The sequence below is a fragment of the Pseudomonas sp. HC1(2025) genome, from assembly GCF_058742075.1.
Genome location: NZ_CP196017.1, coordinates 4,001,997 through 4,015,340 on the forward strand (window position 1 = coordinate 4,001,997; position 13,344 = coordinate 4,015,340).

12 protein-coding genes are annotated in these 13,344 nt (G+C 61.0%); 4 read left to right on the forward strand and 8 right to left on the reverse strand.

Annotation, left to right across the window (positions count from 1 at the left end; all coding sequences use genetic code 11):
- Nucleotides 1-41: 41 nt before the first annotated feature.
- The 3 genes from ACSSVH_RS17630 to ACSSVH_RS17640 all read right to left on the reverse strand — a co-directional run bounded on the left by ACSSVH_RS17630 (nt 42) and on the right by ACSSVH_RS17640 (nt 4,415).
- Nucleotides 42-1,916 carry an MFS transporter gene (locus ACSSVH_RS17630; RefSeq protein ID WP_169956839.1) on the reverse strand — a complete coding sequence of 625 codons (1,875 nt, stop codon included), beginning with the start codon at nt 1,914-1,916 and terminating at the stop codon, nt 42-44.
- Between the two features lie 67 nt (nt 1,917-1,983).
- Nucleotides 1,984-3,138, reverse strand: a complete 1,155-nt coding sequence (locus ACSSVH_RS17635; RefSeq protein WP_169956838.1) for a TDT family transporter — start codon at nt 3,136-3,138, stop codon at nt 1,984-1,986.
- Nucleotides 3,139-3,230: 92 nt separating this feature from the next.
- Nucleotides 3,231-4,415 (reverse strand): MFS transporter, encoded by a 1,185-nt coding sequence (locus ACSSVH_RS17640; RefSeq protein WP_492633555.1) that lies wholly within the window; start codon nt 4,413-4,415, stop codon nt 3,231-3,233.
- 90 nt (nt 4,416-4,505) lie between these two features.
- On the opposite strand from ACSSVH_RS17640, the gene ACSSVH_RS17645 reads away from it, so the two are divergent.
- On the forward strand, nt 4,506-5,051 hold the full coding sequence (locus tag ACSSVH_RS17645) for a TetR/AcrR family transcriptional regulator (RefSeq protein ID WP_169956836.1): 546 nt from the start codon (nt 4,506-4,508) through the stop codon (nt 5,049-5,051).
- A gap of 135 nt (nt 5,052-5,186) precedes the next feature.
- On the opposite strand, the gene ACSSVH_RS17650 is transcribed toward ACSSVH_RS17645, so the two are convergent.
- The 4 genes from ACSSVH_RS17650 to ACSSVH_RS17665 form a co-directional block, all read right to left on the reverse strand.
- Nucleotides 5,187-5,966 carry an ABC transporter permease gene (locus ACSSVH_RS17650; RefSeq protein WP_169956835.1) on the reverse strand — a complete coding sequence of 260 codons (780 nt, stop codon included), beginning with the start codon at nt 5,964-5,966 and terminating at the stop codon, nt 5,187-5,189.
- Nucleotides 5,963-6,895: an ABC transporter ATP-binding protein gene (locus ACSSVH_RS17655; protein ID WP_492633556.1), complete on the reverse strand. Its 933-nt coding sequence runs from the start codon at nt 6,893-6,895 to the stop codon at nt 5,963-5,965. Before ACSSVH_RS17655 ends, ACSSVH_RS17650 begins: the two co-directional genes overlap by 4 nt.
- A 134-nt stretch (nt 6,896-7,029) precedes the next feature.
- A complete protein-coding gene (locus ACSSVH_RS17660) occupies nt 7,030-7,647 on the reverse strand; it encodes a glutathione S-transferase family protein (protein WP_169956833.1) in 618 nt (205 codons plus the stop codon).
- Between the two features lie 43 nt (nt 7,648-7,690).
- Nucleotides 7,691-8,350 carry a transglutaminase-like domain-containing protein gene (locus tag ACSSVH_RS17665; RefSeq protein WP_492633557.1) on the reverse strand — a complete coding sequence of 220 codons (660 nt, stop codon included), beginning with the start codon at nt 8,348-8,350 and terminating at the stop codon, nt 7,691-7,693.
- A gap of 202 nt (nt 8,351-8,552) precedes the next feature.
- Here ACSSVH_RS17665 and ACSSVH_RS17670 point away from each other — a divergent pair, with 202 nt between their 5' ends.
- Both ACSSVH_RS17670 and ACSSVH_RS17675 read left to right on the forward strand, forming a co-directional pair.
- Complete coding sequence (locus ACSSVH_RS17670; protein ID WP_432754445.1) at nt 8,553-11,000, forward strand: acyl-CoA dehydrogenase; 2,448 nt, start codon at nt 8,553-8,555, stop codon at nt 10,998-11,000.
- Nucleotides 11,001-11,076: 76 nt separating this feature from the next.
- Complete coding sequence (locus ACSSVH_RS17675) at nt 11,077-11,484, forward strand: PA2817 family protein (protein ID WP_099168779.1); 408 nt, start codon at nt 11,077-11,079, stop codon at nt 11,482-11,484.
- 158 nt (nt 11,485-11,642) lie between these two features.
- Here ACSSVH_RS17675 and ACSSVH_RS17680 read toward each other — a convergent pair whose 3' ends face one another.
- The gene (locus tag ACSSVH_RS17680; protein WP_492633558.1) at nt 11,643-12,575 is read right to left on the reverse strand and encodes a LysR family transcriptional regulator; all 933 of its coding nucleotides are present in this window, start codon (nt 12,573-12,575) and stop codon (nt 11,643-11,645) included.
- 90 nt (nt 12,576-12,665) lie between these two features.
- Here ACSSVH_RS17680 and ACSSVH_RS17685 point away from each other — a divergent pair, with 90 nt between their 5' ends.
- Nucleotides 12,666-13,292: an alanyl-tRNA editing protein gene (locus ACSSVH_RS17685; RefSeq protein ID WP_492633559.1), complete on the forward strand. Its 627-nt coding sequence runs from the start codon at nt 12,666-12,668 to the stop codon at nt 13,290-13,292.
- The last annotated feature ends 52 nt before the right edge of the window (nt 13,293-13,344 follow it).

Consider the following 13,344-nt stretch of genomic DNA (forward strand, 5'->3'; position numbering starts at 1 on the left):
CGTGATGGATTTTCGGGCCTCATCGCCGGCGAGCCGGGCTCCTACCGGGTGGTGCCACGCAGTGCCAGCACTTGTTCCTGCAAAGCCTGTGGCGTCGCCTGCTCCACTGCCAACGGCGGCCCCGCCACCAACGTCACCCGCGACCAGATCCGGTGAAAGATCCCCTTGTTCGGATCGCGGCTGAAAAAGCTCCCCCACAACCCCTGCAACGCCATGGGAATCACCGGTACCGGCGTTTCCTCGAGAATCCGCGTCACGCCACTCTTGAATTCGTTGATCTCACCGTCGCCGGTCAACTTGCCTTCCGGGAAGATGCACACCAGCTCGCCGTCCTTCAGGTATTGGCTGATACGCTGGAAGGCCTTTTCGTAGATCTCCAGGTCTTCATGGCGCCCGGCAATCGGAATGGTGCCGGCCGTGCGGAAGATAAAGTTGAGCACCGGCAGGCGGTAGATCTTGTAATACATCACAAAGCGAATCGGCCGACGCACCGCGCCGCCAATCAGCAGTGCATCGACAAACGACACATGGTTGCACACCAGCAACGCCGCGCCTTCGTCCGGGATGTGTTGCAGGTCGCGATGCTGCACGCGGTACATGGAGTGGCCGAGCAGCCAGATCATGAAGCGCATGGTGAACTCGGGAACAATCCTGAAGATGTAGGTGTTGACCGCGATATTAAGCAGCGACACCACCAGGAACAGCTCGGGGATCGACAGCTTGGCCACGCTCAGCAGCAGGATGGTGACAATCGCCGATACCACCATGAACAGCGCATTGAGAATATTGTTGGCAGCGATCACCCGCGCCCGCTCGTTTTCAGCGGTACGCGACTGGATCAAGGCATACAGCGGCACGATATAGAAACCGCCAAACACCCCCAGTCCAAGGATATCGATCAACACCCACCAGGCCTGGCCGTAACCCAACACCGCCAGCCAATCGTTGGCCTGGACGTTCTGCGGGAAGCCGCCAGAATGCCACCACAGCAACAGGCCAAACACCGTCAGGCCGAATGACCCGAAGGGCACCAGGCCGATTTCCACCTTACGCCCGGAGAGTTTTTCGCAGAGCATCGAGCCCAACGCGATACCGACCGAGAACACCGTGAGGATCAGGGTCACCACGGTTTCATCGCCATACAGCCACTCTTTGGCGTAGGCCGGGATTTGCGTGAGGTAGATCGCCCCGACAAACCAGAACCACGAGTTGCCGACAATCGAGCGCGACACCGCGGGTGTCTGCCCCAGGCCCAGGCGCAAGGTAGCCCAGGATTGGCTGAAGATATTCCAGTCCAGGCGCATCTGGGGGCTGGACGCCGCGGCGCGCGGGATCGCCCGGCTGGCCAGGTAGCCCAGCACGGCAATCGCGACAATCGCCGTGGACACCACCGGCGCGTAGTGCGCAGAGGACATCATCACCCCAGCGCCGATAGTCCCGGCGAGAATTGCCAGGAACGTGCCCATTTCCACCAGGCCGTTGCCGCCCACCAACTCCTCTTCATGCAGCGCTTGCGGCATGATCGAGTACTTCACCGGGCCAAACAGCGCCGAGTGGGTACCCATGGCAAACAGCGCCAGCAACATCAGCTCCAGGTGGTTGGTCATAAAGCCCACGGCGCCGATGGCCATGATCACGATCTCGCCGATCTTGATCGCGCGGATCAGCGCATCCTTGTTGAATTTCTCGCCAAACTGCCCGGCAAGGGCCGAGAACAGGAAGAACGGCAGGATAAACAACAAGGCGCAGAGGTTGACCCAGATCGAGCGATCGCCCTCGATGGCCAGCTTGTAGAGAATGGCGAGGATCAACGACTGCTTGAAGATATTGTCGTTGAACGCCCCCAGGGACTGGGTGATGAAGAACGGCAGAAAGCGCCGTTTGCGCAGCAAGGTAAATTGCGAGGGGTGACTCATCGTCCGTGTTCCTGCGTGGCCTGAAGGCTTTATTGATTTTTCAGGCCACGACTTTACCTAATCCCGCTTACTTATTCCCCACCCCTGCAATACACGGTGAAACAAAAAGCTCACCTTTATAGGCGCCCTGCACCGTGCGCTTGCTGACCACCAGCCACATCAGGGCCAGGGCGGCGACCAGCACGCTGCCGGTCACGCTGAAAAATGCCAGGTGCAAGGTACTGCCCAGTTTCAAGGTGGTCAGGGCATACACCCCCAGCGGGAAGGTAAAGCCCCACCAGCCGAGGTTGAATGGAATACCTGCGCGCAGGTAACGCAGGGTGATCAGCACCGCAATCAACATCCACCACAGGCCCAGGCCCCACAGGGTGATGCCGGCGACCAGCCCCAGGCCGGCGGCAATCTCGCCGATGCCGGCAAAGCCATTGGCAGCGAAGATCGCCGGCGCGTCCTGGCCAAGCAGCAACATACCCAGGGCGCCGGTGCCGATCGGGCCAAGGGCCAGCCAGCTCGACGCGGCCATGTTGGCGTGGGGCAGTTTGTGCAGGGCCATGCGCAGCATCAGGATTGTCAGAATGCTGAACGCAACCGGTAGGGAAAATGCCCAGAGTACGTAGCTGGTCACCAGCATCACCAGTTGCGAATGAGCGTCGGCCAGGTGCGGCGCCAACAGGCCACCACTGGCAGCGGCGACTTCGGCCGCCACCACCGGCAGCAGCCAGACGGCTGTCATCTGGTCGATGCTATGTTCCTGGCGTGTAAACATCATGAACGGGATCAGCACCCCGCACGCCAGGGCCATGGCCACGTCCAGCCACCATAGGGCCTCAGCCAGTTGCACCACGCCCTCGCCCCAGCGCGGCAGGCCAAACAGCAGCAGGCCGTTGATGATGGTCGCCAGGCCCATGGGAATGGTGCCGAAGAACATCGAGACCGTGGAGTGTCCGAAAATTCGCCGCGCCTCGTGAAAAAACATCACCCAGCGCGCGGCGTATAGGCCGCTGAACAATACAAACAGAAAGATCGTCAGCAACCACAACCCTTCGGCGATGGCATAGACACCCGGCAGTTGCACCGGCACTTGCGCCAGGGCCAACGCCAGCACGCCGGTGCCCATGGTGGCGGCGAACCAGTTGGGGGTGAACTGGCGAATCACTTCCCTGGGAGCGGCGAGATGGCTGAACGGTTTATAGCTGGGGGTGATGCTATTGGGGCACGTCATGGCTTATTCCTCTTCCTCGTATGAGGTTGAGCCCATGATAGAAGCGCAACGAATATCTATATAACGGGTAATATCTCTAACTGTTATCTGTTTTACCTATATACAGCTTTGGCGGATGCTTGCCTCATCAAGCCAATCAAGGCCCCGAGCGCCAGGACGATCAGCACCGCACCGTAGCCGTCGGTGGTTGCGATCAGGCCAAAGCTGCGGGTCAGGTTGCCCGCCAGCAGGGACGGCAGGCAAAACGCCAGGTAACTGAGGACGTAGAACGCCGACATCAACCCGGCCCGCTCATGGGGCAAGGCCAAGGGCACCACACTGCGCACCGCGCCAAGGAACCCCGCGCCAAATCCGCTGCCCGCCACCAGTGTGGCGAGGAAAAACAGTGGCAGGCTGGCGCTGTGAACCGCACCGAGGATCAACGCGACGCCCACGGCCAACAGGCCTGCCCCCAGGCGCAGCACCTTGTCCGCCGGGCGATTGCGCAGGCTGAAAATCATCACCGCGCCGCTCAAGGTCAACACCGCGACCAGGCCGCCACCGATCAGGTTGGAAGTCGATCCGGTTGCCGCCCGCACCAGCGACGGCGCCAGCGACAAGTAGAAACCGCTCATGGCCCACACGGCAATATCCACCGGCAGCGACAGCCACAAGGCCCGGCGCGCCTGGGGCGGCACATGCAGGGTCGGCCATAGCGAGGCCAGCGCGCCCGACATGCGTCTGACGCTTTCGGGCAGCCGCCACACATACAGGCTCTGCAACAGCAGCAGCGCGAACAAGGCCCAATAGATCAACTGGGTCGGCAGCGGCGCGAACTCCACCAGCAAACTGCTGCCCATGGCGCCGCAGGCCATGCCCAGCAACGGCGCGACACTGTTGACCAACGGGCCCTGCTGACGGTCGGTGTCGAGCAACGCAGCGCCAAGCACAGCGGTGGCCATGCCTGTGGCAAACCCCTGCAAGGTTCGGGCGGCGATCAGCCAGGCGACACTGTCGGCGTAGATAAACAGCAGCATCGCCAGCATATTCAGCACCAGCGCGGCAAAGATCACCGGCTTGCGCCCCAGGTAATCCGACAGCGAACCGACGGTCAACAACGCGGCCAGCAGGCTCAAGGCATAGACACCGAAGATCAGGGTTAGGGTGCCTGCGGAAAAGTGCAGGCCCTCCTGGTAAAGGTGATACAACGGCGTCGGCGCGCTGGAGGCGGCAAGAAACGTCAGCAAGGTGATCGCCAGGAACACCAGGCTGGAACGATGAGAAGTGACGCTGGACATGGGCACGCTCCGCTAAAGCTAATATTTTGCTTTTGTGCAGTGTGCTACTGGGTCGCGCTTAAAGCAAATTCTTTGTGTTAAGGTTTTGGCATGGCGATAAAAGAAGGCCTCCGCCCGGGGGGCCGTAGTGCCCGGGTACAAGAATCGGTTCATTCGGCGGTGCGCCAGCTACTGCAGGAGCAAGAGCGCGCCAGCGTGACGGTGCCGCAGATCGCCGCACGCGCGGGAGTCACACCGTCGACCATCTACCGGCGCTGGGGCGACCTCGCCGCCCTGCTCGCCGACGTCGCCCTGGCCCGCATGCGTCCCGACAGTGAACCGGCCGACACCGGCAGCCTGCGCGGCGACCTGCAAGCCTGGGCCGAACAATACCTGGATGAGATGAGCTCGGAACCGGGGCGCAACATGATGCGCGACGTACAGTGCAGCCAGACGCCGGGGTACTGCGTGACGATTCTGGGTGGGCAACTGCAGGTAATCCTGGATCGTTACCAAGGTAGCGGCCAGGCATTGCCCAGCGTAGATCGGTTGATCAATCTGCTGGCGGCGCCGACGGTGTTTCGAATTTTGTTTGGCGCTGCGCCGATGCGGGTTGAGGAACTGCATGAGCTGATCGAGATTGCGCTGCACACCTGACCCAACTGTGTGTGGGCTTGTGTGGGAGCGGGCTTGCCCGCGATAGCAGAGTGTCAGTCAATACCTCTTTAACTGACCCCCCGCTATCGCGGGCAAGCCCGCTCCTACACAAACCCACACATATTTAGACCTGGCTCAGGTACGCATCCCACGCCCACTCACCAGCAACCGCGCGCACCCGATATACAACACCACCGTCGCCGCGATCATGAACGTAATCGCCACGCTGATCTTGATATCCGACACCCCAAGAATCCCGTAGCGGAACGCGTTGACCATATGCAGCACCGGGTTGGCCATCGACACGGTCTGCCAGAACGGCGGCAGCAAGGTAATCGAATAAAACACCCCGCCCAGGTAAGTCAGCGGCGTCAGCACAAAGGTCGGGATGATCGAGATGTCATCGAAGTTGCGCGCGAACACTGCGTTGATAAAGCCCAGCAGCGAGAAGATCGTCGCCGTCAGCACCACCACCAGGATGGTCACCCCCAGGTGATGCACCTGCAGGTCGGTGAAGAACATCGACAGCACCGTCACGATCGCCCCGACCATCAAGCCGCGCAGTACGCCGCCCAGGGTGTAGCCGATCAGGATGGTGTGCGGCGACACCGGTGACACCATCAGTTCCTCAATGGAGCGCTGGAACTTGCTGCCAAAGAAGCTCGACACCACGTTGCCATAGGAGTTGGTGATCACCGACATCATGATCAACCCCGGCACGATGTATTCCATGTAGGTGAAGCCGCCCATATCGCCAATCTGCCGGCCGATCAGGTTCCCGAAGATCACGAAGTACAGGACCATGGTGATCGCTGGCGGCAGCAGGGTTTGCGGCCAGATGCGCATGAAGCGCTTCACTTCGCGGTAGACGATGGTGTTGAGCGCTACCAGGTTGGGTTGGAACTCAGAACTCATACCGCCACCTTCGCCAGATTTTTCTCCACCAGGGACACGAACAGCTCCTCAAGGCGATTGGTTTTGTTACGCAGGCTCAACACTTCAATGTTCTGCAACGCCAACTGGCTGAACAGCGCGGTGATGCCCACGGCTTTATCGACCTGGACTTCCAGCGTATGGCTGTCTACCAGGCGGGTTGGGTAGCCGATCAGTTGCGGAGGCACCGACAGGTTGTTCTTCAGGTCGAGCAGGAACGTCTCCACATGCAACTGGCCCAGCAGGTTGCGCATGCTGGTGTTCTCGACAATGGTGCCGTGGTCAATGATGCCGATGTTGCGGCACAACTGTTCAGCCTCTTCCAGGTAGTGGGTGGTGAGGATGATGGTGATGCCTTTCTGGTTCAGTTCGGTGAGGAAGGTCCACATCGAGCGCCGCAATTCGATGTCCACCCCTGCCGTCGGTTCGTCGAGGATCAGCAGGCGTGGCTCGTGCACCAAGGCACGGGCGATCATCAGGCGCCGCTTCATGCCGCCGGACAGCGAGCGTGATGGCACGTCGCGCTTGTCCCACAACCCCAGCTGGGTCAGGTATTGCTCGGCGCGCTCCTTGGCGATCTTCGGCGGGATGCCGTAGTAACCGGCCTGGGTCACCACGATATCGAAGGTCTTTTCAAACTGGTTGAAGTTGAACTCCTGGGGCACCACGCCAATGCTGCGCTTGAGCGCGGCCGGCGATTTATCCAGGTCATTGCCAAAGATATTCACCGTGCCACTGGTCTTGTTGACCAGGGTCGACAGAATGCCGATGGTGGTGGATTTGCCGGCACCGTTGGGGCCGAGCAACGCGAAAAAATCACCTTCGGCGACATCCAGATCGATACCACTCAGGGCCTGGAAACCGTTGCCGTAGGTTTTGGTTAGCTGCCGGATGGACAGAGCGGAACTCATATCGGATTACGCACCAAGGAAGGGAATAGAAAGAATAGATAAGGGCGCGCCCTACGTAATACAACTGCAGCGCACGGCGAGCATGGTGCTTGCCCGCGCCGCACAAGTACAGTCACCTGTATTAATAGTCAGTATTAAGTCAACGCGGTCATCACCGCTTTTTGATAGGCCGCACGTTGCTGCAAGCGCTGGTACCACGCCTCCAGGTGGGGCATTGCCGGGCGCTCGATAGGCATCTCGAACCAGGCATAGATAAAGCTGCCCAGGGGAATATCGCCCATGCCGATCTCGGTGCCGGACAGGTAGGGCTGGCCGGCCAGGGCCTGGTCCACGGTTTTCAACACCTCGATACAGGCATTGCGCCCGGCATGGATGCTGTCCCAGTTCTGCCGCTCGGCCGGCGTGCGCAGGATGCCCCAGAACACCGTCTTGAACGGTTCGGCAAAGGTCGAGGTGGTCCAGTCCATCCACTTCTCGGCATTGGCCCGCGCTTGCAGGTCCTTGGGGTACCAGCTCGAGGCCTGCTTGGCGCAGAGGTAGCGCACGATGGTGTTGGATTCCCATAACACGAACTCGCCGTCCTCGATCATCGGCACCCGGCCATTGGGGTTCAACGCCCGGTACTGCGGCGTATCGACCACACCAAAGGCCCCGCCCGCATCAATTGCCTCATAGTCCAGGCCGAGTTCCTCGGCGCACCACAGTGCCTTCCTGACGTTTGACGAATTTTTACGACCCCAGATCCTCAGCATGACCGCCTCCCAGTGGATGAATGCCGGAGCAGCATACGCCGGTTCAGCCGCGACTCAAATCGCTCTGCATATCACCCAACAACTGCGGCGACTGCTCGCCAAACAGGTGCGGGTAACATTTCTTTATGTGGGCAAAGAAGAATGCCTCGGGCACCTCGGCAAACTGTCCATGGTCCACCACGTACTCCATGGAGCGCTGGCCCTGGCGGTTGAACGGGTGAAACACACTGTCGTTGATTCCGTCGAAATCCAGGGGCGGCACATCGAACAACTCGCACAATTGCTGGTTGAACGCCGGTGTGGCCTTGACCCAACGCCCATCCAGGTACAGCTCCGTGTAGCCATGCATGGCGAACACATCACTCTTGAGCAACTCGATCAGGCGCGGCGTCGATAAATGATTGCGCACATCAGCCAGGCCAATACGCGACGGTATGCCGCAATGCCGGGCGCAAGCCGCCAGCAGGGTGGCCTTGGGTACGCAATAGCTCTGGCCCGCTGCCAGGGCGTAGCTGCCACGCAGGGTTTGCGGATCGCGACTGAAGGTGTAAGGGTTGTAGCGCACCGCTTCACGCACGGCGTAATAGAGACTGACTGCCTGGTCACGGGGGGCGAGGCTCGAACCTCGATGTTTTTCGGCGAACTCCACCACCGCAGGGTGGTCACTATCGATGAAGCGGCTGGGACTCAAGTACGCATTCATGGGGATTGTCTCCGAGGCGAGCCTGGAGTCTAACCACAGGCCCGACCGAGGGATAACGACGATTCGGCCAAATGTCGGCGCCTGCTGCCTGTGACTGGAGAGCACTTCCCGCCACACCACGTAACACCCTCAGGCACCGCTTTTTCGGATGCCGACTAAGCTCTGAGGGTGCTTCTGCCCCTGGTTTCACGGAGGATTGAATATGCTGTTGTTGTGGATACTGGTTCTGGTGCTCGGCATTGCCTACCTGGCACACCGTCGCACCGCGCCCCTGCCCGCCCTGGGCGTGGTCGCCGTCTATCTGTTGGCGATGGGCGCCTTTAGCCATGCACCGGGCTGGCTGCTGCTGGTGTTCTGGGTCCTGCTGGCGGTAGTCGCCGCACCGCTGCTGCTGCCCGACCTGCGTCGCCAGTACTTCACCGCACCGCTGTTCAACTGGTTCCAGAAAGTACTGCCGCCAATGTCCGAAACCGAGCGCGATGCCATCGACGCCGGTACCGTGTGGTGGGACGGCGAACTGTTCAGCGGCCGCCCCGACTGGGACAAACTGCTGGCCTACCCCAAGGCGCAGTTGACCGAAGAAGAACAGGCCTTTATCGACGGCCCCACCGAAGAGCTGTGCGCCATGGTCACCGACTGGGAAATCGGCCAGGCCATGGACCTGCCGCCAGCGGCCTGGGACCACATCAAGCAACATGGCTTCTTTGCCCTGATCATTCCCAAGGAGTTCGGCGGCAAGGGCTTTTCGGCCTACGCCCACTCCCAGGTGGCGATGAAGTTGGCAACCCGCAGCGGCGACCTCGCCTCCACCGTGATGGTCCCCAACTCCCTGGGCCCGGCCGAACTGCTGCTGCACTACGGCACCGACGAGCAACGCAACCATTACCTGCCGCGCCTGGCCCGTGGCGATGACATCCCGTGCTTTGCCCTGACCGGCCCGCTGGCCGGCTCCGATGCCGGCGCAATGCCCGACACTGGGGTGATTTGCAAAGGCGAATGGGAAGGCAAGGAAACCCTTGGCCTGCGCCTGAACTGGGAAAAGCGCTATATCACCCTGGGTCCGGTCGCGACCCTGCTCGGCCTGGCCTTCAAGGCCCATGACCCGGACCACCTGCTGGGTGAGGAAGAAGACCTGGGCATCAGCCTGGCGCTGATCCCCACCGATACTCCCGGCGTGGAAATCGGCCGTCGCCACCTACCCTTGGGCGCTGCGTTCATGAACGGCCCCAACTCCGGCAAAGACGTGTTCATTCCCCTGGACTTCCTGATCGGCGGCCAGGAGATGCTCGGCAAGGGCTGGATGATGCTGATGAACTGCCTGTCGGTCGGCCGTTCGATCTCCCTGCCAGCAGTGGGCACCGGCGCGGCCAAGTTCACCAGCCTGGTGACCGGCCAGTACGCCCAGGTGCGCGAACAGTTCAACGTGCCACTGTCGGCCTTCGAAGGTATCCAGGAAGCCCTGGCCCGTATCGGCGGCAACGCCTGGCTGATGGACAGCGCGCGGATGCTCACCGCCAATGCCGTCGACCTGGGGGAAAAACCCTCGGTGCTCTCGGCGATCCTCAAGTACCACCTGACCGAGCGCGGCCGCGAGTGCATCAGCCACGCCATGGACGTCCACGGCGGCAAGGGCATCATCATGGGCCCCAACAACTACCTGGGCCGCAGCTGGCAAGGGGCGCCGATCTTCATCACCGTGGAGGGGGCGAATATCCTCTCGCGCAACCTGATGATCTTCGGCCAGGGCGCGATCCGCTGCCACCCGTTCGTCCTCAAGGAAATGGCCCTGGCCGGCCGTGAAGACCGCGACCAGGCACTCAAGGAGTTCGATGGGCTGCTGATGCAACATATCGGCTTTGCCGTGAGCAACGCCGCCAGCACCCTGGTGTTGAACCTGGGCCTGGGTCACTTCGAAAAAGCCCCGGGCAACCGCTTGAGCCAGGGCTACTTCCGTGCGCTCAACCGCCAGGCTGCCGCGTTTGCCCTGTTGGCGGACCTGAGCATGATGCTGCTGGGCGGCGAGTTGAAGCGTCGTGAACGCCTGTCGGCACGGCTCGGCGATGTGCTCAGCCATATGTACCTGGCCTCGGCAGCGCTCAAGCGCTACCACGACCTCGACTCCCCGGACCACCTGGAGCCGCTGTTTGCCTGGGCCATGGAGGAAAGCCTCGGCCAGTCGGAGCGCGCGCTGGATGAGTTGCTCAGCAACTTCCCCAACAAAGTGCTGGGCTGCCTGATGCGAGTCATCGTGTTCCCGTTCGGCCGCCGCCACAAAGGTCCGTCCGATGCATTGGACGCGGAAGTCGCCGCAGTAATTGGCCGGGCCAAGGGCGACCCGACCCTCGAAGAACTGCTGGCTGGCTGCTACCGCCCACAGTCGGCGCAAGATCCAGTCGGCGCCTTGCAACATGCCTACGACCTGCTGGGTGCCAGCCAGCCCCTGCAAAAGAAACTCCACAGCGCCCTCAAGAGTGGCCAGGTCAAGCCACGCGCGGGGGAACACGCCATCGAAGCCGCACTCGAGGCTGGCGTGCTGCAACCGGCAGAGGCGCAGACCCTGCGCGATGCGGAAGCGGCGCGGCGCAAGGTGATCGACGTGGATGACTTCAGTAAGGAGGAGTTGGCCCAGGCGCCTGGCAGAGTCCGCTAGTACCGGCGGTCATATAAAAGCGGGCGCGAGAGCTATATACTCTCGCGCCCGTTTTTGCTTTTGAGGACTTACTCTCGTGTCCAACGTCGTTGCCGATCATCTCGTCTTGCTCGACCACCTGCGCAGTATCCTGGTTGCCGTCGGCGAAGCCGAACAGGTTCCAGAGGAAAGCCACGCTTTGTTCCTGGAACGCTTTGATGAACTGCGGGCCATGCTGCCCATCGACCCGATCGAAAGCCAATACCTGGGCCAGGACATGATGAGCCAGGTCATCTTGCGCTACCCACAGATTGCCCATCTGGTACCGCGCGACTTGCTGTGGTTCTTTGGCGGTGACTGCCTGCACTTCATGCCCGATGATGAACTGGACTTGTACCAGGCCCTGGAAGAACGGCGCTTCGAAGCCGAACAGAACGACGAACCGTTCGACTGGAACCAGGAAAAGCAATTGCTGGCCATGTCCAACGACCAGCCCAAGCACTGATCTCAAAAGCACCAAAGATCCAAATGTGGAGCGGGCTTGTCGGATCGACGCATCGCCGCCAAGACGTCGGCCCAGCAAACATTGATGTTGACTGACCCACTGCTTTCGCGAGCAAGCCCGCTCCCACATTAATCCGCTCCACATTCCCGATCGTGCTCCTACCGCCGACGCAATGTGGGCTCCTTAGCCATGCACTCCACCAGATAATCGATGAACACCCGCAGTTTCGGTGGCAGGTAGCGCGTGGGTGAATGCAGCAACCAGGCATCCCCATGGTACGAGGCAATAAAATCCCATTGCGCCAGGACCTGCACCAACCGCCCCTCCTCCAATGCATGCCGCGCAGTGAAATACGGCAAGCTGCCAATTCCCACATCCTGCAACACCGCATCCAACCGCACCCCCGTGTGATTGGCCGCATAACGACCACGCACACCCACCGTCACTGTTTTGCCAGCCTGGCGCAATTTCCAGCGTGCATCCCCAAGGGTTTCGCCCAGGTAAATGCAGCTGTGCTCCAGCAAGTCATGGGGATGCAGCGGCGTTCCGTGGGTGGCCAGATATTGCGGCGTAGCACACAGCAAATGCTCGATCGGCAGTAACCGGCGCCCTACCAACCCCGGCGGCGGGTTATCGGTGATGCGGATGCTCAGGTCGACATTGTCATCAATCAAATCCACCTGCCGATCTTCGAGGATCAGTTGCACATCGACCTTGGGATAGCGCCGCAGGAACTGCGGCATATGCGGATGCACCACAAACCGCCCGACCGCCTTGGGCACGCTGACCCGTATCAGCCCTTCGGCCTCGTGGGTGTACTGGCCGCTGATTTCCATCACCGAGCGCGCCGCGTTGACCATCTCCTGGCAGCGATTGAAGACTTCTTCACCACCTTCGCTCAAGCGCAGCTTGCGCGTGGTGCGCTGTAATAGTCGCGTGGCCAGGGCCTGTTCCAGGCGCGAGATGCTGCGGCTCACCGCCGATGGCGAGGTGCCCAGTTGGCGCGCTGCTGCAGAGAAGCTGCCGGCTTCCACCACCTTGACGAAAATCGCCATTTCACCCAGCAGTGGCAAAGGAAGATTGATGCTCATGACGCACAAGTCCATTGAGATTTCAGCGGATTATCACCCATTTGCGCACTACTTATACTGCTGCGTAGACCCCTGATGCGGATGTAGACGATGACCCAGCGCCTGTTTTTTACCCATGACCACCTGGTTGCCGATGTTGATGTGCTGGAGTGCACGCCCCATGAGCAGCAGTTTGCAGTAGTCCTGCAGTCCACTATTTTCCATCCCCAGGGTGGCGGCCAGCCCTTTGATACGGGGTGGCTGGGGGACAGCAACGTATTGAAAGTGGTGCAGGAGGCCGAGCGCATCGTGCACTACGTGGACCAGGCCGTGGCACTTGGCCTCCAGCCAGCTCGGGTCGACGGCCAGCGCCGCGCCCTGCATACACGCCTGCATTCGGCCGGGCATCTGATCGGCAACGCCGGTGAAACCCTGGGCTGGATGCCGATCAAGGCTCACCATTGGCCCGGTGAAGGCAAGATCAGTTTTATCCGTGGGGAATCGGCCCAAGACATAGAAGCCGATGCCTTGCAGGAACAGGTCAACCAGTGGATCGCCGCGGATTTACCGCGCCACATGACACTGGAAAGTGGCTCCCGCGAAGTCGGTTTTGGCGACCTGCCGCCCTACGCCTGCGGCGGCACTCATGTGCAAGCCCTGGCCCAAGTCGGCCAGGTCACGATTCTCGGCCTGTCGGAGAAAAAGGGCACGCTGTCGGTGCGCTATAGCCTGGACTGACAGGTGGATGGCAGGCGGCGTTTTCTTATCGAGATCGGACATCACCCCGCAA

Bases quoted from the DNA above. Each gene is read 5' to 3' on its own strand.
- ACSSVH_RS17630 (WP_169956839.1), bottom strand. From the start codon at position 1,916: ATGAGTCACCCCTCGCAATTTACCTTGCTGCGCAAACGGCGCTTTCTG.
- ACSSVH_RS17635 (WP_169956838.1), bottom strand. From the start codon at position 3,138: ATGACGTGCCCCAATAGCATCACCCCCAGCTATAAACCGTTCAGCCAT.
- ACSSVH_RS17640 (WP_492633555.1), bottom strand. From the start codon at position 4,415: ATGTCCAGCGTCACTTCTCATCGTTCCAGCCTGGTGTTCCTGGCGATC.
- ACSSVH_RS17645 (WP_169956836.1), top strand. From the start codon at position 4,506: ATGGCGATAAAAGAAGGCCTCCGCCCGGGGGGCCGTAGTGCCCGGGTA.
- ACSSVH_RS17650 (WP_169956835.1), bottom strand. From the start codon at position 5,966: ATGAGTTCTGAGTTCCAACCCAACCTGGTAGCGCTCAACACCATCGTC.
- ACSSVH_RS17655 (WP_492633556.1), bottom strand. From the start codon at position 6,895: ATGAGTTCCGCTCTGTCCATCCGGCAGCTAACCAAAACCTACGGCAAC.
- ACSSVH_RS17660 (WP_169956833.1), bottom strand. From the start codon at position 7,647: ATGCTGAGGATCTGGGGTCGTAAAAATTCGTCAAACGTCAGGAAGGCA.
- ACSSVH_RS17665 (WP_492633557.1), bottom strand. From the start codon at position 8,350: ATGAATGCGTACTTGAGTCCCAGCCGCTTCATCGATAGTGACCACCCT.
- ACSSVH_RS17670 (WP_432754445.1), top strand. From the start codon at position 8,553: ATGCTGTTGTTGTGGATACTGGTTCTGGTGCTCGGCATTGCCTACCTG.
- ACSSVH_RS17680 (WP_492633558.1), bottom strand. From the start codon at position 12,575: ATGAGCATCAATCTTCCTTTGCCACTGCTGGGTGAAATGGCGATTTTC.
- ACSSVH_RS17685 (WP_492633559.1), top strand. From the start codon at position 12,666: ATGACCCAGCGCCTGTTTTTTACCCATGACCACCTGGTTGCCGATGTT.